The 16,933-nt window shown below is 49.5% G+C and carries 19 protein-coding genes; 11 read left to right on the forward strand and 8 right to left on the reverse strand.

Going from position 1 to position 16,933, the window contains the following annotated elements:
• Nucleotides 1–208 precede the first annotated feature (208 nt).
• The 3 genes from VB741_RS20615 to VB741_RS20625 form a co-directional block, all read right to left on the reverse strand.
• Entirely contained in the window at nucleotides 209–604 is a 396-nt protein-coding gene (locus tag VB741_RS20615; protein ID WP_442786415.1) for a DUF2358 domain-containing protein, read from the reverse strand.
• Between the two features lie 31 nt (nucleotides 605–635).
• Nucleotides 636–1,226, reverse strand: a complete 591-nt coding sequence (locus VB741_RS20620) for a hypothetical protein (protein WP_323367089.1) — start codon at nucleotides 1,224–1,226, stop codon at nucleotides 636–638.
• Between the two features lie 217 nt (nucleotides 1,227–1,443).
• Nucleotides 1,444–2,685, reverse strand: a complete 1,242-nt coding sequence (locus tag VB741_RS20625) for a DUF4912 domain-containing protein (protein WP_323367090.1) — start codon at nucleotides 2,683–2,685, stop codon at nucleotides 1,444–1,446.
• 327 nt (nucleotides 2,686–3,012) lie between these two features.
• Here VB741_RS20625 and VB741_RS20630 point away from each other — a divergent pair, with 327 nt between their 5' ends.
• Complete coding sequence (locus VB741_RS20630; protein ID WP_323367091.1) at nucleotides 3,013–3,783, forward strand: LmeA family phospholipid-binding protein; 771 nt, start codon at nucleotides 3,013–3,015, stop codon at nucleotides 3,781–3,783.
• Between the two features lie 10 nt (nucleotides 3,784–3,793).
• Here VB741_RS20630 and VB741_RS20635 read toward each other — a convergent pair whose 3' ends face one another.
• From VB741_RS20635 to VB741_RS20645, 3 genes are all read right to left on the reverse strand, one after another.
• Nucleotides 3,794–4,672: a phosphatidate cytidylyltransferase gene (locus VB741_RS20635; protein ID WP_323367092.1), complete on the reverse strand. Its 879-nt coding sequence runs from the start codon at nucleotides 4,670–4,672 to the stop codon at nucleotides 3,794–3,796.
• Nucleotides 4,673–4,822: 150 nt separating this feature from the next.
• A complete protein-coding gene (locus VB741_RS20640) occupies nucleotides 4,823–5,821 on the reverse strand; it encodes an NAD(P)/FAD-dependent oxidoreductase (RefSeq protein ID WP_323367093.1) in 999 nt (332 codons plus the stop codon).
• Nucleotides 5,822–6,034: 213 nt separating this feature from the next.
• Nucleotides 6,035–6,607, reverse strand: a complete 573-nt coding sequence (locus tag VB741_RS20645) for a peroxiredoxin (RefSeq protein ID WP_323367094.1) — start codon at nucleotides 6,605–6,607, stop codon at nucleotides 6,035–6,037.
• A 290-nt stretch (nucleotides 6,608–6,897) separates the two neighbouring features.
• On the opposite strand from VB741_RS20645, the gene VB741_RS20650 reads away from it, so the two are divergent.
• From VB741_RS20650 to VB741_RS20680, 8 genes are all read left to right on the forward strand, one after another.
• Nucleotides 6,898–7,311 carry a Fur family transcriptional regulator gene (locus tag VB741_RS20650; protein ID WP_323367095.1) on the forward strand — a complete coding sequence of 138 codons (414 nt, stop codon included), beginning with the start codon at nucleotides 6,898–6,900 and terminating at the stop codon, nucleotides 7,309–7,311.
• A gap of 238 nt (nucleotides 7,312–7,549) precedes the next feature.
• Nucleotides 7,550–9,688, forward strand: a complete 2,139-nt coding sequence (locus tag VB741_RS20655) for a hypothetical protein (protein WP_323367096.1) — start codon at nucleotides 7,550–7,552, stop codon at nucleotides 9,686–9,688.
• Nucleotides 9,689–9,876: 188 nt separating this feature from the next.
• Nucleotides 9,877–10,359: a GNAT family N-acetyltransferase gene (locus VB741_RS20660; RefSeq protein ID WP_442786411.1), complete on the forward strand. Its 483-nt coding sequence runs from the start codon at nucleotides 9,877–9,879 to the stop codon at nucleotides 10,357–10,359.
• A gap of 24 nt (nucleotides 10,360–10,383) precedes the next feature.
• Complete coding sequence (locus tag VB741_RS26490; RefSeq protein ID WP_442786412.1) at nucleotides 10,384–10,524, forward strand: HNH endonuclease; 141 nt, start codon at nucleotides 10,384–10,386, stop codon at nucleotides 10,522–10,524.
• Between the two features lie 380 nt (nucleotides 10,525–10,904).
• Nucleotides 10,905–11,687, forward strand: coding sequence for a TIGR04255 family protein (locus VB741_RS20665; RefSeq protein WP_323367098.1), 783 nt, complete (start codon nucleotides 10,905–10,907; stop codon nucleotides 11,685–11,687).
• Nucleotides 11,581–12,306 carry a hypothetical protein gene (locus VB741_RS20670; RefSeq protein WP_323367099.1) on the forward strand — a complete coding sequence of 242 codons (726 nt, stop codon included), beginning with the start codon at nucleotides 11,581–11,583 and terminating at the stop codon, nucleotides 12,304–12,306. The genes VB741_RS20665 and VB741_RS20670 overlap by 107 nt, the downstream gene beginning before the upstream one ends.
• On the forward strand, nucleotides 12,306–13,058 hold the full coding sequence (locus VB741_RS20675) for a hypothetical protein (RefSeq protein ID WP_323367100.1): 753 nt from the start codon (nucleotides 12,306–12,308) through the stop codon (nucleotides 13,056–13,058). Before VB741_RS20670 ends, VB741_RS20675 begins: the two co-directional genes overlap by 1 nt.
• Nucleotides 13,059–13,376: 318 nt before the next feature.
• A complete protein-coding gene (locus tag VB741_RS20680; RefSeq protein WP_323367101.1) occupies nucleotides 13,377–13,898 on the forward strand; it encodes an SMI1/KNR4 family protein in 522 nt (173 codons plus the stop codon).
• 210 nt (nucleotides 13,899–14,108) lie between these two features.
• Here the strand turns inward: VB741_RS20680 and VB741_RS20685 are convergent, their stop codons facing one another.
• The gene (locus VB741_RS20685) at nucleotides 14,109–14,348 is read right to left on the reverse strand and encodes a hypothetical protein (protein WP_323367102.1); all 240 of its coding nucleotides are present in this window, start codon (nucleotides 14,346–14,348) and stop codon (nucleotides 14,109–14,111) included.
• A 278-nt stretch (nucleotides 14,349–14,626) separates the two neighbouring features.
• Here VB741_RS20685 and VB741_RS20690 point away from each other — a divergent pair, with 278 nt between their 5' ends.
• Nucleotides 14,627–14,938 carry a carbon dioxide-concentrating mechanism protein CcmK gene (locus tag VB741_RS20690; protein ID WP_323367103.1) on the forward strand — a complete coding sequence of 104 codons (312 nt, stop codon included), beginning with the start codon at nucleotides 14,627–14,629 and terminating at the stop codon, nucleotides 14,936–14,938.
• A 197-nt stretch (nucleotides 14,939–15,135) separates the two neighbouring features.
• On the opposite strand, the gene hflX is transcribed toward VB741_RS20690, so the two are convergent.
• The gene (gene hflX, locus VB741_RS20695) at nucleotides 15,136–16,638 is read right to left on the reverse strand and encodes a GTPase HflX (protein ID WP_323367104.1); all 1,503 of its coding nucleotides are present in this window, start codon (nucleotides 16,636–16,638) and stop codon (nucleotides 15,136–15,138) included.
• Between hflX and VB741_RS20700 the strand changes: the two genes are divergently transcribed.
• On the forward strand, nucleotides 16,639–16,776 hold the full coding sequence (locus tag VB741_RS20700; protein ID WP_323367105.1) for a hypothetical protein: 138 nt from the start codon (nucleotides 16,639–16,641) through the stop codon (nucleotides 16,774–16,776). It abuts the gene before it with no gap.
• Nucleotides 16,777–16,933: the final 157 nt, after the last annotated feature.

Consider the following 16,933-nt stretch of genomic DNA (forward strand, 5'->3'; position numbering starts at 1 on the left):
GCTGCTGCCCTTCAACTTTTTGATCACCGCTTGTAACTGATGACGCTCATCGGGGGTTAGGCGGACAATATACTTTTTCTGCATAGGATTCCGGTACGCTGCATAAAGCTTACCGCAACACTCTCAATAATCCTAATTTTTAGTCTTGACGGTGCACTAGTCAATAGGTTTAATCCTAAGGCCAGATTAAAAACAAGTGATCAGCAGATTATTCGGGACTTACAAGAGAGCCAAATAATTGTTTGAACACGGCCCACCGGGAACAGTTCCATTGGTCAATGTGGGAGCAGATCAGCCCCGCACTATTCAGCTGTAGCTCACTCCAGCCGGGGATAGAAATCCGAGGCTGCCACGGCGTCGGTGCCGTGAAGTGCAGGGTCCACCGGGTGATAAAGGTATCGGGATGGGGCTGTTCTACCCCGTGTAATTCCAGCTCTATATTGGCAAACCACCGCTCAATCAACCCGATCATGCGCTGGTAACGGGCCACCCCCCGGAACTCATTCATCGGGTCTTTGAAATACACATCCTCTGCATAGAGCTCATAGCTTTGCCCCTGGGGAAAGCGGGCATAGTCAGTTTTGACCTGGTCGATGACCTGCAAAATCCTGGTTTCTGAAGGATGGTTCGGCTCATTATCCATTACCTAAGGCCTCCGATGGATTCACCTCGGGATTCACCTCGGGCCAAAGCCTTTCTAGCTGACGCTGCCAGCCGGCTAAAGCCTGTTTGCCATAGTTGTCGTCTTCCATATCGCCCATGACGCCCTCTGCATAAAATCGGTTGATGGTTTGCAGGGTGGCTTCTAGGGATTGGCCCTGGAGCTTAGCGGCTTGAATCAGCTGCCGTACTTTGGTCTCAATTAGAGTATTGAAAAAGGGAGAAATTCCGGCTTGTTTCATGGCGATCAGCTGATCGAGGGCGGCGGAGAATTGATCCCCGTCTAGGCTGGCCAAATTATGCTGAAAGACTCCCCATAGTAGGTTTTCATGGGTGGCATAGCAGGGGGTTCGATCAAAGTTAGCCCTGAGGATTTCGGTTAAATAGGGTTGGGCTTCTGCCATAGGCACAATGGGCACCAGCAGCCTCAACCAGGTTTGATCCTCTGACAACAGGACCAATAGCCGCAGATCCGAGGTTTCCACTTGCCATTTATGGGGAGGCTTGAGTTCGCAGGCACGATCAAAGCGGGTCTGGAGTAGGTGGGTGATGTCTTGGGGAGTCATGGTGCAGGGGAGCAAGGGGTTGCAAATGGGTGACGTTAGATTTATCACCTTGGTGATAGCACCATAACGTAGGCATTTATGGCGGGCGATGGAGAATATCCGACTCTAGACATAGAAAAGGGGATGTAGTAGAACCACACCCCCCTGCAACTAGTTTGAAATCAGTCTGTGAATTCAGTCTGTGAATTCAACCCACTAACTGACAGGCTGAATTAGCCTAAAATGCGAACCATTCTTCAACCGCTTCTGCCTTGGTGTTGGTATTACGCTCAGGGGTTTCACGGGTGAACTTCATGTGGATTGAGCGAGTTTGCTCACCGTCAACGGCCACAGCCTTAATGGGATAGTCAATGAGACCATCCTGGAAGGACATTTGATAGCGGAAAGTGCCATCGGGCTTGAGGTCAATTTTGCGATCGCCAATCGTCACAGTGGCATCAGGCTCAGTAGCACCGTAAACAATCAGCTCAGCATCGGCAATCAACCAGAACTGACGCGGACGCATGGGGGGAGCAGAAGCGGAGAAGCCAGCCCCGGACATGTTCACGCCAGACGCTGTGGGTAGGGACCACATGCCAACACCGGAGGGGAAGACAAAGGAGCTAACGGACTCCTCGGGCACCTGGTGCATGGAACCAAAGATGGAACCTGCCACCCGCTGAGCTTCCATGGACTGGGCCTGGGCAAAGATGGCATCGTATATGGGGTTGCCTGCAGCATCAAAGCCAACAACACCGGGCTTCTTGCTGGGGGGAACCAAGGTCATAATGGTCTTGCCGCGCAGATCCTCGTCCCAGTTGAGCGTGACAAAGTGGTCTTCAATCCAGTCGGAGGGATAGACGGGAGGAACGTGAATGGGGCTGGAACGAGCCATCAGCAACCAACGACCGTCGGCGGCGACGTAGCCAATTTCTGCCATGTAGTCGCGATCGCTAACGGGAATTGGCAAGAACCACTCCCGAGTCATCTCATCGCATTCAAACTGCTGAAGACTGTGGGGGCTAACGTGATTGATATCAATGTCAGTCACGTCATAAAACCGAATGGCTAGGCGAATGCCTCCTTGGCGGCGCATTTCATCCTTGTGGGTGCCCGGAATATCCCAGTAAGCATAGGCCCACTGAGGGTCGCGGGGCATTAGCACAATGCGGCTTTCGCCATAGCCACCGGGCAAATCACCAAACCCTTCATCCACGGTCGCCAATTCTTCCATGGCTAGAACCGCAGTGGCGGTACCTGTACTACCAGCGGTAGCGGCACCCGCTGCCATAACTGCTTCTGTTGTAGATGTAGACGCAGGTACCTGTCCGCTGTCCCGAGCAACCTGGGCGGCACGAATCGCGTCAACCAGCTCAACCTTACGCATGCGGCTGTAGCGGGAGACCTCGTACTCACTCGCAACTAACCGTAGCTGACGCAGTGTCAAATCTTCTAATGGAGCCCTTGAACCGTTACCCATGACCATACCCTTCTTTTTCAGCACTGCAGAATAGACAGCTAAATCACCCTCTGGGGATCGCTTTCGAGATTCATCATGCCAATAAATGTTACGGGGATCAAGTCCAGCGATCCCCGTAAAAACGTTTATCCATTGAGTTTTCAATGGTTTCAGAAAATATACTGTCATGAAATCATGACAAATAGGGGAATCAGAAAGAATCCGGGGAGCAAAATAGTCATGATTTCATGACAAGTTGGGGATCGTTGGTATTTGGGTGCCGTAGGCCAGGTCTCACCCGTCAGAGGGTATGCAATGATTGGGGCTAGACCTGTTGAGCCAAGAGCCATGCCCCCATCCCCTTCCACCAGCCAAGGCAGTCGTTTGATCAGTCGTGTGCTGCCGGTGGCGGTCAAGTTCTGGCTGCAAACCCAGCTGGATGACATCGGGGATTTGAGCTTTGAGATCCAGGCTACTGACCGCCAGGTGTTGACGGGCCAAATCCCCGGTCTAGCCTTGTCGGCCCAGGGAGCGGTCTATAAGGGGGCGCGGATTACAGCTGTCAATATGCAGGCCAGGGATATTCAGATCAATATTGGTCAGGTGTTGCGGGGTAAGCCCCTGCGGCTAAAACAGGCCTTTCCTATCCAGGGGCAGGTGGTTTTTGCTGGGGAGGATCTGGCCGTGTCCAGCACCGCCTCGGTGCTGGCAGACGGGCTGCTGGATTTTTGGCAAACCCTGCTGGCCAAAGCCGATGTAGCCGCAGAAGTAGCCGCCCACTATGGCCCTCACACCATGGCATGGCAGGATCTGACCCAGTACCAGTCAAAAATGGAAACCGCTGGCAGCGGATTAAGGCTGCATCTGATCAGCCAAGGTGAGCAGCAGAATGCGCCACAGACCCCAACGGAACTCTGTTTGCAGGGGAAAATCGCCATTGACCAGGGGCAGATACTCCAGCTGACCACCGCCCATTGGGGGTTGCCCTCTGGGGATTGGGTGCCTAGTGAGGCCCTGAGGGGCTTTAGTTGGAATTTAGGCGAGCACATTGATGTGCAGTCCCTGGCCATTGAAAATGACCGGTTAAGCTGCCAGTGCGCCATTATGGTGCAACCCTAATGGCGCAACCCTAAATGTCTGGCCAAATCCCTGGCAAGCTGGGCAGCAACAGGGTAATGAAGTAAAACACGAGGGGAGCGGTAAAAATATAGCTGTCGGTGCGATCTAAAATGCCGCCGTGGCCAGGGATGAGGGTGCCGGAATCCTTCACCCCAGCGTCGCGCTTCATCAGGGATTCGGTCAGGTCCCCCAGCAGGCTAGAAACGCCAACCATGGTGCCAAAGGTAGGGCCGGTGATCCACCACAGGGGCCACTGCATTAACCGGGCTCCCAACAGTCCCACCAGCAGGCTGCTACCCAGGCCAAAGAGGGCACCTTCCACGGTTTTCTTGGGGCTGATGTGGGTCAGAGGGGTGCGACCAAAGGTACGTCCAGCCGCATAGGCACCGATATCCGCCGCCCAGATACAGGAAAAGGCCAATAGGGTGTGGATCAGGCCAATGGGCAGACTCTCTAGACTCCAATCGGTGGGCCAGTAGCCCCCCAGGGGCAGGCTGGTGGCGGGGCTTGCCCAATCCCGTAGCCGAATCCAGAAGCTGGGGAGATAGCCCCCATAGAACAGGCCCAAAATAGACGTGGCCACATCGGCAATGGTGGCAAACTTGGGCTGAAAGAGGACGTAAAAGCAAATGCAGGTCCCTGCCAGGGACAGGATCGCATCGCTGAGGGGCGGGGCGATGTGGGCCGAGATCAAGAGCACCTGACTGACGATCAGGGTGGTTTTAACGGCGGCGTTAATGCCCTTGGCCTTAGTCAGGGCAAAAACTTCGAGCTGACCGAGATAGACAATGATGCCGAAACCAATGGTGAAGTACCACCCGCCTAATATGATCATCAGGAGGGCAATTGCGATCGCAACTGCACCACTAGCAATACGGATCCACGGCATAAACGAATAAGTAAACAGTCTACCTAGTCAGAATAGACCGATTCAGCAGCGAGGCACGCTCTCCACCAATGGATCTCTGGATTGGACCTGATCTGGGTCTAGCTCAGACCTAGATCAGGTCTAGTGACTGAACTATATCTAGACAGGCATCTAGACAGGCGTTGAGATCAGGTTCTCCTCCCACTTACGGGGGGCGCTAGCACGGCGAATGTAGCGCCAAATCTGAGTCGCCGCCAATGTACCATCGGCCACCGCCACAGTCACCTGGTTCAGACCCTGTTTCAGATCCCCCACGGCAAAAATCCGATCGTGGGTGGTTTGGCCCATATTATTCGTCACCAGATTTCCCCCGTCCCAGGTCAGGCCCTCAATCCCCTTAAGATACTGATTGTGATAGATCGAACCCATGTTGATCAGACCAGTGGTGGCCTCCACAACGGTGCCATCCTGCAGCTCTACACCGCTCATCTTGTGGTTTTCTCCCAAAATTTGAGCGATGGGGGCTTCATACAGAGGGTACCCATAGTCCGCTAACTTTTGCTTCATCTCAGCCCCCACGGTGAAACCATTGGTGAGCACCGAAATATAGGGGGTAAACCAATTCAACACAAAGGCCACATCAATCTGAGATTCCCGACTCACCATGACCACGGCCTTCTGATCCCACATGTCAAAGCCATCACAGATCATGCACACATGGAGGGTATAGCCCGCATAATCATAGACATTTTGCATGTTCTCCAGCTCAGGCAAAACATCAATCACACCAGAGGCAGCAATCACATATTTGCTACGTAGGGTATAGAATTTACTGTTTGTCTTTCCCACCTTGACCTTGACCGCAAACGTATCTCCCTCGTCGGTCACCTCTTCCACAAAGGCCCGCAGGTGGTCGGCCCCCCATGCCAAGGACTGCTGCACACCATGGCTAAGAATGTCACGTCCCGGCGTGTTGGGATCTAGACCTAAATAGTTACGGGTGTCCTGCATCCATAGGGAACGCCCCTTACCTTTTTCAATCACCAGACATTTCAGACCGTAACGGGCCAGGTAGATAGCTGCTGATAGACCGCCCATGCCACCACCGACCACAATGGCGTCATAGAGGGTATCCAGATGATTTTCAATATTGGCACTCGATAATTTCATGGGTTGCTAACCTGCCCTCAGCAGGTGTCAATAGTCGGGATGGGTTAGATCGGGAAAATGAGAGAACTCGACATAGATATAGATACGGAAGGCAAAGAAGACAATACTGTGAGCCTTCTTTGCCTTCTTGCTTGACCTTCTTTTTTGGCCTTCTGACCTAAAATTTAAGCGTAACGCTCAGATTTTAGGATGGGTTTTAGGATGGGCTTAAACTTAACCCACAAACTCTTTAATCGGCTCGGAAACACCCGGAGCATCTACGCCCTTCAGGTAGGCCAACATGGTGTCAGCATCAGAAACCTCAAAGGGGTCAATGGGGCAGTTGTCACCAAAGTCAGGCTCAGCAAATAGCTGCTCGATGGTCATGTCGTTAACCACCATGGAATAACGCCAGGAGCGCATCCCAAAGCCGATGTTGGACTTGTCCACCAACATGCCCATTTTGCGAGTAAATTCGCCGTTGCCATCGGGCAGCAGCTTGACGTTTGTAGCGCCCTGCTGTTTGCCCCACTGGAACATCACAAAGGCATCATTGACAGAGATGCAGTAAACGGCATCAACGCCCAAGCCTACCATTTCGTCATACAGCGCTTCATAGCGGGGTAGGTGGTTAGAAGAGCAGGTGGGAGTAAACGCACCGGGCAGGGAGAAGACAACGACCTTTTTGCCAGCAAAGATATCTTCGGTGGTGGTATCCTGCCAGCGATAGGGGTTAGGGCCTTCAACGGACTCATCACGAACGCGAGTCTTAAATACAACGCTGGGTACTTTTTCGATAACAGCCATGATAATTCCTGTATTTTGCTTGCTAGGTGGATCGTTAGTAAAACAGATATGGCGGATTCAATAGCAAAATTGAACGGCCGCCTACCTAAACCAGAATAGTTCTTATCTTCAAAAATATCAACATCTAAGAATAATTCTGACTTTGAAGTCTATATTAGATAATGTGGATGCTACGATAGGGAAATATAGGTGCACTATAGACTTTACAGGGTCATACGGCTTGTATAGTCTGATGCAGCTGGTGCGTAAAATTAGATTTATATCCTCGTTCCCATCTAAACCTTGTGGTGATGTCTCAGCAGACAGAAGAAATTGTCAAGCTCCTCAAATCCAAGCATCTGCGCGTAACGCCCCAGCGATTTGCAGTCTATGCCAACCTGCTTGCCCGCGAGGATCATCCCACTGCTGAGCAAATCTTGAACGATGTCAATAAGGATGTGCCCCGGTCTTCCCAGGCGACTATCTATAGTTCTTTGCAGGCACTGCGGGATGTGGGCCTGGTGCGCGAGGTGCTCTTAGACGAAGGGGTATGTCGCTACGATGCCAATGTGGAGCTACACCATCACTTTCGTTGTAAGGTGTGCGGCTCTATTGAGGATATTCCCTGGGAGCGATTTCAATGTTTGGATACGGCCCAGCTGCGGCCAGGACTGACCGTGGATAACTATGAAGTGACGGTGCATGGAGTTTGCGATCGCTGCTAACCCGCACCAACCCCAAAGTCATCGCCTACTATCAGCAATTAATTTACCGTACCCCACTGCATCCAAGGGTTTTAACGCATCAGTTTTCATCCCAGAAATAAAACTTCAGCAGAACTTCGAAGTAATTTGAAGTCCGCAACACCATACTTTTGAACAGATTGACATACAACTAAAGGGTGGTGTGTCCCAACCTTACCGTTGCTGATTAATCCGCTTTCGCCAGCTGGACTGTGGGCCATTGGCCCAACCTCCAACCCTGGGTCTTGCCCAAGGATCAGCCACGTTCCAATCAGCCTTGAGTTGTCCCCTAGATATTTTTTCTAAACTCATGACAGCCCTCAATCCTATTCTGAATTTTCTAACCCAGCCTGCCAGCCCCGAAGTTGAGGCAATTTTGCCCCTAGCACTGACCAACTTCGCCGATGGGCAAGATGCCACATCCCTATTGCAAACTCTTAATGCCGCCTTCTTGGTCGTGTTAGCAGGGGAAACCCATCCCAGCTTTGCCACCGCCCAAACCTATTTAGATAAACTCTCCACCTCCCCTGATTGGGGCAAAGCGGCCAAATTTTACGCCCACAGTGCCCAGCTCATTACCCAGGAATTAGCACAAGCCTGCGCCCAAGATGCTGAACTAAACGCCAAACTAGACCAAATGGCCGCAACTTTGGCAGACGCCGCCGGAGATGACATCGCCACCGCCAATGCCGTTTGGTCCGTCCTATTTCCCGAAGGGACAGGCATTTGGGGCCAAGAAGCTGACCAGGTCACCCAGCTGCGTCAACAACGGACAGTCACCATTGACCAGCTCAACCCCCATCCCATTGAGAACCCCGCCCAGCAGGTCCTATTTACCTCCAATGCCCTGCTGACCATGCCCCTCGGGTCAACCGACCTGTCCAATTTTGATGCCGACTTCCAAGCCCAGCTCACCGAAGCAGCCGACGACCCCCAGCTCTACTGGTACGACCATCCCATTCCCATTGGCATCAGCGAAGAAAGCAACGAAATCCTCTACGGTCTTAAGCACCTGAACCATGCGGTGGAATTTGAGCAGCAGCAATCGGGCAGCACCGACAAGGTGAACTGCGTGCTGTCCGTATCCGTCACCCATGAGCGTTTACAAACCCTAGGCAAGAACTACCTAAAGCAGGTGCTGGCAGCCAGTGAGCCCCTAGCTCAGCTGAACATTTTTGCCTTTACCGAGACAGACACCAACAGTTTGGTAGAAAAGGTATTGCTGCCTATTCTGGAACAGTCTTCTGCCAGTGAAGATGCGGAGAAAATGCTGTCCGTTTTTGGGGTAGATGGTCGTTATGGCCGACACTACAGTTTCCTTAAGGCCATTGTGCCCCTGTGGCATGTGCTAGTGGACCCCAAAATCAAGGCCACCTTCAAGATTGACCTAGACCAGGTCTTTCCTCAGGCCGAGCTACTAGAGCAAACCGGTGCCACCGCCTTTGGCCATTTGCAAACTCCCCTGTGGGGTGCCACCGGCACAGATTCGGCCGGTCACCCCGTTGAGTTAGGCATGATTGCTGGCGCATTGGTGAACCAAAAAGATATCCATCAGGGGATATTTACCCCGGACGTAACCTTCTCCAATAGCAGTCTAGCCCCAGATGAATATGTGTTCTTTAGCAAACTGCCCCAGGCCCTATCCACCGAGGCGGAAATGATGACCCGCTATGCAGCGGGCACGGACTTTGATGGAGAGACTAAGGCCATTCAACGTATCCATGTGACCGGTGGTACCAACGGTATTTTGGTGGACAGTCTGCGGCGCTATCAAACCTTTACCCCCAGCTTCATTGCCCGGGCGGAGGACCAGGCTTACATTCTGTCGGCCCGGGGGCAGCAGCCAAACCTGGCCTATGCCCATGCCTCTGGTTTGATCATGCGCCATGACAAAGAAGGCTTTGCCCAGGAAGCCATTGCCATGGCTAAGGTGGGTAAGCAGGTGGGAGACTATCTGCGGATCTTGTTGTTCTCGGCCTATGCCAAGGCACTGCCCGAGGAGATCGGCAGCATTAAGTCAGACATTGATCCGTTTACGGGTTGTTTTGTGTCTCGGCTGCCCATCACGGTGGCTATGTTGAGATTCTCCCTCAAGGTGGCAACCCTGTTTAATACAGGTCAGTCAGACGAAGCAACTGAGTTTATCTACACGGGTATTTCCCAGTTGCAGGAAGGATTGGACTTTATCCAGGGTGAACCTAGCGACTTGGAAAAGACCTACGAGCGAGAGAAAGCTGGTTGGCAGTTGTTCTATCAGGCGTTAGAGACGGTGGAGAAAGCGTTGCACGCTGGAGAAGACTGGGCACTAGAGGTACAGAAAGCGGCCCAGGAAATCGTGGAGAATTGCCGCGTTAACTAGGATGAAGTGACTAATCCTGGGGCTTACTTAGGTCAGCCCTGAATCGAAGCCCGCAGGACAGCTATGTCTTGCGGGCTTTTTTTAAATGCCTAGAATAGGTAAGGATAGTGCTTTGTGGCCAAAATATAATGAGTTATGCGGCTTAGACTTTCGGTGAGACAGTACTTGAAGATTATCGGTGAAACGTTATGGAAAACCCTGTAAGGATTCGCAAAACTTGCCCTAGTGATTACAGTCCTATCATTAGCGTTCTTGATGCATGGTGGGGAGGGAGGCGAATGAGTGATATGCTTCCCAGGCTCTTTTTCACTCACTTTCGCGAAACAAGTTTTGTTGCAGAACTAAACGGCAAAATAATTGGTTTTTTAATCGGCTTTTTGTCGCAGTCTCATTCAGAAGAAGCTTACATCCACTTTGTAGGGATTCATCCAGACTTTAGAAAACAAGGTGTAGGGAGTGTATTATATAGACAGTTCTTTCAGACCGCTCAAGAGTTTGGCCGTGTCCGAGTTAAATGTGTTACTTCGCCAGTTAATAAAAGTTCAATTGCCTATCATCTGCATATAGGATTTGAGGCTGAATCGAGTGAGACTCAGGAAGATGGTGTGCCCTATCATTTGGACTATGACGGTGTAGGTGAGCATCGTGTACTATTCGTCAAGCATCTGTAAGCGATCGCCGTGTAAGATAAGTTATTGACCGCTGCCTACAGGCAATGGTCAATTGGGGAGGATATCCACATCCACCATACGGTTCCACACAGTCAGGGAGGAAGCAACCACAGCTCCAATTCGGTGGCCGTCCATTTAGTCTGCTACTCACAACTCCATCGATAAGCCATTGAGATTACTTGAGCCGTATACAGTGAAAGTTGTACGTACGGTTCTGAGGGAAGGGTGGGGGCCATATCTAAAACATCCTCCTTTACCCAACCTCGACTCCTCATATCTACAATGGTTGCAACTGAGACGTTATAATGAAATATTATATCTATCTTGACTCACATAAGTTGAAGTGATGCACTGGCAGCTTATGACGAGGGGAGCTTATTAGCTGCGACGAGATCGGGAGCGGGTATTGCCATGAGGGTAACGCAACGAAGATAATGAACCTAGCCAGTCATACCTACACGCTAGCAGTACATACGTACGTCGAAAAGCACATGGTTCTGTCTTTCTTGATATGGAAACTCATAGTAGTAACTTTTTGATAAGACATGAAGTTCCCTGAATCTCAACGTGTAACGTATTCCCGAAATCCTCTTTTAGAGGTGATTTGTCAACTTCGCTTTCCAAAAATCCTACGGATTGACACTGAGGTTCCGGTTGATTTTCAGGAAGCAATTCGTGCTGAATACCCAACTTTGAATACCTCTAGTGCCATTGAACTACCATTTTTGTCAAATCCTCAAACTAACTCGCCTCCTATAGTGATGGGTCAAGGATTGACTTACGAGTTTCTTGACAAGGAAGGAAAGTGGAAACTTGTCTTATCTAGTGACTTCATTGCTCTTTCAACAGTAGATTATGAGAAGTGGGAAGACTTTAGATCTCGTTTATCTTCTGCTATTAGCTTATTAGTTAAATATTATTCTCCTTCACACTTCACTAGAGTTGGATTACGTTATCAAGACCTCATTATCCGCTCGGAACTTGGATTAGAACAGCATCCTTGGCAAAGCTTGCTTCAACCTCCTGTATTAGGAGTTTTCGTCGCTGATAATTTGCCCGAGCATGATTTCACTGAAGCATTATCAGTGTTCGCTTTTCGTCTTGATTATGCAGATGCAGTTCTACGGGTTCGGTATGGTCTTGCTAGAAAAGATGGATCCGATGAATTGGGATATTTAATAGATGCTGATTTCTACACTGAGAATAACACGGAGATAAACGATGTCACTCACTCTCTCGACCAATTTAACCGAGAAGCAGGAAATTTTTTCCGCTGGTGTATCACAGAAGAGTTACAACAAGCTCTCCAGCCTAAACCCCTTACATGAAAGCAAAGAAAAATCTAAAAGAATACTTTTTTCTCTTACTTCGCTAACTCTTACAGATGACACTTCCTCAATACGTGAAGAGTATTTTCAAGCTTCAATTAATCATGATGAAGCTGTTCGGAGAATATTTCTGCATAAAGGTGTAGCAAATTTTCAGTATTTACAAGAAACAGGGACATCTACGTTTTCCTCAGTCCATTTTTCAACTCTAAATAGTATTCCTTATAAAGTTAAAGAGTGCTTTGACAGAATTTCTCATTTTCAGGAGGGTGAAAATAATTTATACGAGACATCAAGCTTGATAGCTGAGTGGTTAATGGATGCTCCTCATGAGTATCAAACATTTTTTGCTGGTTATATTCAAACTATCCCTTCAAAGAGCGTCCGAATTCTAATCGCGGCTCTTAGTGATGCAGAATTTTCGACTGATAACAGCAGTTTGGTTGCCTCTGTTAGTTCATTCATTAAATCTACTGACAAACGTTTAGCTCAAACGGCAGCAGCTTTTCTACTTATATGCGGTGGTAGTTTGGGTAAAGATTTTCTATTTCAAGTACTTGCTACTCAAGAATTACCTCATTCACAACTTGTTAGAGGCATAAGCAAACTTCTGAGTTAATGATGCCATCATTTCTTAACTTTTTTCAGCGAATTTATATATCTTTCGGGAGAGCTAAAAGTTCAAAACCCAGTAAGCTTTACCCTGAGAATTTAGTGCGCCTTTGTAGGAATCGTGTTGACTTCATTACTATAATTAATGAAGCAATTCATCATCCTAATCAAAGTTGGGATCAAGAACTTGTTGATAGAATTATCCAATTTGTTTTGGAGAAAGCAGATTCGGGTGTATCAGTTTATAGCTCAGCTACTCTTGACCCTCTAGATCATGGACATGCTTTTGCTGTTGTAGCAGAAGGTATGTCACAAAGTAACTTTCGTTCTACTAAAGGCTCTAAACGGAAATCTAGTTGTACACGTGGTTCCCTAATCATTCCAATATCTTGTCTTCCTAAAACTACTTATTATGACTTTACTCCTAAAAATAATCTGGACTTCTATCCAGCTAATCAACATCACTTTGATCTGACTATAAATGATGTCGAAGAACTGGCAGTAGCTCTTTTGGATGGGATCAAGCAAGGAAGTATAGCGTGGTCGATCCTTGGCAATGATGGAAAATTTACAGGAAGCTACCGACTTCAGGCGGCTATTGCTTACTCACATTGCCTTCAAGCTTTTGGAAAGCTAAATCCTTCTGCCCCTCCATCTGATTGGATAGATGGTAAGACAGTAACTGCCTCAGAGCAAATTGATACTCTTAAGTACTTAGCACAAACAGTCGCAGTTGATAGTCCAAACCCAAATAGCTAGGCTGAAATGATAACCTCTCATTTATTAAGCAATTCAGAAGTTCATAGGCTATGGTGCGGACGGGCGAGAGATCTTGTTGATGATGCCAGCAATTCTCATTATGAGAATGATTCTCACTCAAATGTCTGATTTCAGTGGCTTCAAATGGCTAGACCCTGCATTCTGTCGTCCAAACGATCAGGAGTAAAAGTCTTTGAAAGCCCTGATTTCAGTACAAATGTTTCAAAATGAGAATTGCTGTGATGATGCAAAGGTTATCTGCGCCACACAACTGCACCGTTATAATATCGAATCATCAAGATTCTCTGGATTTAATCGATGTTAAATATATTTGGTGATTTTGATATTTCTGATTTTTGGGAAGTATCTGAAGCTAACAATTCCTACATCGATGAACCATTGACTGACGATATGGTGCGCGAGATTGAATTGAAATTAGGGTATCGGTTGCCAAAATCTTATATAGAACTTTCGTGCCATCAGAATGGGGGTATCCCAAAGAATACGAACCATCGCACAACAAGTTCTACATCATGGGCTGATGATCATATTGCAATTACTGGTATTTATTCGATTGGAAATAAGAAGACTTATTCACTTGGAGGACCGCTTGGATCACAGTTTATGATTGAACAGTGGGGATATCCACAGATTGGCATCTATTTTGCAAATTGCCCCTCCGGCGGGCATGACATGATTTGTCTTGACTATCGAGAGTGTGGAATAGAAGGAGAACCGCAAGTTGTTCACGTAGATCAGGAATTCGACTACAAAATTACATTTGTTGCGCCTAATTTTGAATCGTTTATACGTGGGCTTGAAAATGAAGCAGCTTTTTAAGACGATAACAACGAATAAAGCATAACAACCGCAATGCGCCGAAATTTTGAAGTATGCTGTTTCTAGCAAAAATTATTGTTATCCCCTGAATCCCTCGCACCGCATAGAGTTTCAACTTTGCCTCACGGGCTGGACGAATATTACTCTCACCGGACAAAAGCACACTTCAACAATTAGCTCAGGCAACCTTGCCAGATGTCCCGCTTCCAGTCACCCCAACCGCTGCTTGCCGATCAACACCCCATCAGGAATTACCGTATCCGTATCCAACAGCATAATGCCCGGTGCCAAGATAGCCTCCCCTAAACCCGACGAGTCTGACCAAGCATCCAAGGCAGCAAACACTTTGCGACTAATCTGCTGCTGCCGACAATGGAGTGAACGAATAACAAATAGCTCTCCATTGATCAGTTCATGCCCAGTGCCTTCACTCTGGGGCAGTAATTCCAAATCCCGTATGGTCTATAGCACCCGTTCAGCAGTGTGACTCATGATTGTTTTGGCCCCCATAAATGAACTGGTGGTCTATGGTATATATATGCAGGTTGAGCTATGCAAGTTGCCTAAAATCTGAGGCATAGGGCAGACGCCGAATCGTCGACTAATCTAACAACACAGCCAGTTGTACAGATCCGAAGGTGGAATATGTTTACCCCTTTACAATAATTGCCGGGTATCAGGTCTCAGGTATATTAAGACGTGAACCATCCCAATAAACCCATTTCCCTATGCTCTACGCTATCGGTGTAATCGAAACCTACGGATATCCCACTGCGCTGGCAGCAGCAGATGCCATGGTTAAAGCAGGTGAAGTCTCCCTTTTAGGCATTACCCAGGCCGATAGCGGACATCAGTTTGTCACGATTCGCGGGCGTGTGGGGGAGGTTGATAGGGCCATGGAGGCGGGAATAAAAGCTGCTAACGACTGCCCTAATAGTGGACAAGTTATGTCCCACTACACCGTGCCACACCCAACTGAAAATATTGAAAGTGTCTTACCCTTACACTTCGATGAAAATTCAGAGCCCTTCAGAGTTTGACTTGTTTGACTGAATTTGTTTGACTTCGGAAAGTCCTGGCTAGGTGGGGAATCCGGAGCCAGAAGCCAGTGAGGCCCTGATTCCTGGCTCCTGACTTCTGAATACTATCCTTGGGAAAACGTCCCGCTTTTGAGTTGGTACTCAACCTGGAGGTTGCTTGCTGAAGACTATCCAGTTCTGGACATGGAAAAGGTTGATCAGCCTGCCACAGCATAATCCACCAACTGCACCAACCGCTGCCGCAACGTCTCCAACCCCAGCTTCTGCGACGCCGAAATAAACAACGCCTGGGGATACTCATCCTGTGCCAAGGCTAGGGTGTCACTATCCACCGCATCCAACTTATTAAACACCAACAAAATTGGCCCCGGCGTCGTCGGCATCTGCTTCAAAATCCCCATCACCGAACGAATGTGGTCCTGCCAGCAATCATGGGATAAATCCACCACATGGAGCAACGCATCCGCTTCCGTCACCTCTTCTAAGGTGGCCCGAAACGCATCCATCAGAGCCGAGGGTAAATCCTGAATAAACCCCACTGTATCCGTCAGCACCATAGACCGCTTCTCATGGGTCTCCGGATCCACGACCGACAGCCGCTTTGTGGTCGGGTCCAAGGTGGCAAACAACTGATCCGCCGCATAAATATCCGCATTGGTCAGGGTATTCAACAAGGTTGACTTGCCCGCATTGGTATAGCCCACCACCGCCACCGAGGGCACCTCATGGTGCTGACGGTTCTGCCTGAGTCGTGCCCGGTGGGCCTGGAGCTGGTTCACCTCCCGCTGTAACCGGGTAATCCGTTTTTGAATCGCCCGGCGCTCCGTTTCTAGCTTTGTCTCCCCCGGGCCCCGAGTACCAATGCCCCCACCCAGCCGAGACATGGCCTGACCACGCCCCGTCAGCTTCGGCAGCTGATATTCTAGCTGGGCCAGTTCCACCTGCAACTTACCCTCCCCCGTCCGCGCCCGCTGGGCAAAAATATCCAAAATCAGCTCCGTGCGATCTACCACCCGAATGCCGATGCGCTGCTCCAGGTTACGCACTTGACCAGGGGATAGATCCCGGTCGAATACCACTAAGCTAGCCCCAAGGGTTTGGGCTTCTAATGCCACCTCGTCGATTTTACCGGCCCCTAGCACCGTCTGGGGGTGGGGCTTCGCCCGCTTCTGCTGCAGGGTTTCTAAGACTTCCCCCCCGGCGGTTTCCACTAGGCGCACAATTTCGTCGAGGCCGCTTTTAAACCGTCGAGTGGACACCCGCTCGATTTGTAACCCCACCAGCAGCACTCGGTCATGGCTAGTATCTACCTGCTGGGCAATAAATAGGCGACGAAATTCTTCTTCTAAACTCTCGGTCAGGTCAACAAAGTCTTCCAGTTCCAAGGTGTTTAAATCTATCGGCTCAGACACGAACCAGCGCTCGGACTCATCGGGGACCAGATGGGCCAAATAAATTTCCCGAATATAGCCGGTGTCACCCCCACCCTTGCGCTGAAAGCCACTGCCCGTGAGGGTTAACATCACCAACGCATCTAACCGCTGGAGGGCCATGGCGGTTAAGTCTGCGTTGTCGGGTTTTTCGAGCTTCAGCTGGGTGGCAATACACCGAATCCCACTCAGACGTTCAGCGCCGTAGCGGGGCAACTCCATAACGGGAATCTGGGTCTGGCGAGGGGAGCCCACACCAACCCGAATCACATGGCCCCGTCGATCGATATAGGCACATACGGGTTGATTGATATCGGTACTGATGGCCGACAGGCGTTGGGCAAACTCAGAACTGGTAATTTGACTGCCTGGAATGCGGTCCTGGTAAAGGCGACGGAGTTTCTTTAGCTGGTTCGGTTTTAGACCCTTCAGCTCGCCATAGATGGTTTCGATAGGCCCCTGGGGAATGCAGCAATGTTCCTTATTTTAGCCATGGCCCCGAAACCCAGCACAGGCCAGTCTTAAATTGAAACGTTGTGGATTAATTGACGCAGGTCTAACTGAT

This window comes from Leptothoe sp. PORK10 BA2 (genome assembly GCF_034932105.1).
GTDB lineage: Bacteria > Cyanobacteriota > Cyanobacteriia > Phormidesmidales > Phormidesmidaceae > Leptothoe.

Coding starts and splice junctions, on each gene's coding strand:
- VB741_RS20625 (WP_323367090.1), bottom strand. CDS start 2,685: ATGGGTAACGGTTCAAGGGCTCCATTAGAAGATTTGACACTGCGTCAG.
- VB741_RS20690 (WP_323367103.1), top strand. CDS start 14,627: ATGCTCTACGCTATCGGTGTAATCGAAACCTACGGATATCCCACTGCG.
- VB741_RS20620 (WP_323367089.1), bottom strand. CDS start 1,226: ATGACTCCCCAAGACATCACCCACCTACTCCAGACCCGCTTTGATCGT.
- VB741_RS20640 (WP_323367093.1), bottom strand. CDS start 5,821: ATGAAATTATCGAGTGCCAATATTGAAAATCATCTGGATACCCTCTAT.
- VB741_RS20660 (WP_442786411.1), top strand. CDS start 9,877: ATGGAAAACCCTGTAAGGATTCGCAAAACTTGCCCTAGTGATTACAGT.
- VB741_RS20630 (WP_323367091.1), top strand. CDS start 3,013: ATGCCCCCATCCCCTTCCACCAGCCAAGGCAGTCGTTTGATCAGTCGT.
- VB741_RS20645 (WP_323367094.1), bottom strand. CDS start 6,607: ATGGCTGTTATCGAAAAAGTACCCAGCGTTGTATTTAAGACTCGCGTT.
- VB741_RS20650 (WP_323367095.1), top strand. CDS start 6,898: ATGTCTCAGCAGACAGAAGAAATTGTCAAGCTCCTCAAATCCAAGCAT.
- VB741_RS20670 (WP_323367099.1), top strand. CDS start 11,581: ATGTCACTCACTCTCTCGACCAATTTAACCGAGAAGCAGGAAATTTTT.
- VB741_RS20665 (WP_323367098.1), top strand. CDS start 10,905: ATGAAGTTCCCTGAATCTCAACGTGTAACGTATTCCCGAAATCCTCTT.
- VB741_RS20700 (WP_323367105.1), top strand. CDS start 16,639: ATGGCCCCGTCGATCGATATAGGCACATACGGGTTGATTGATATCGGT.
- VB741_RS20635 (WP_323367092.1), bottom strand. CDS start 4,672: ATGCCGTGGATCCGTATTGCTAGTGGTGCAGTTGCGATCGCAATTGCC.
- VB741_RS20680 (WP_323367101.1), top strand. CDS start 13,377: ATGTTAAATATATTTGGTGATTTTGATATTTCTGATTTTTGGGAAGTA.
- VB741_RS20675 (WP_323367100.1), top strand. CDS start 12,306: ATGATGCCATCATTTCTTAACTTTTTTCAGCGAATTTATATATCTTTC.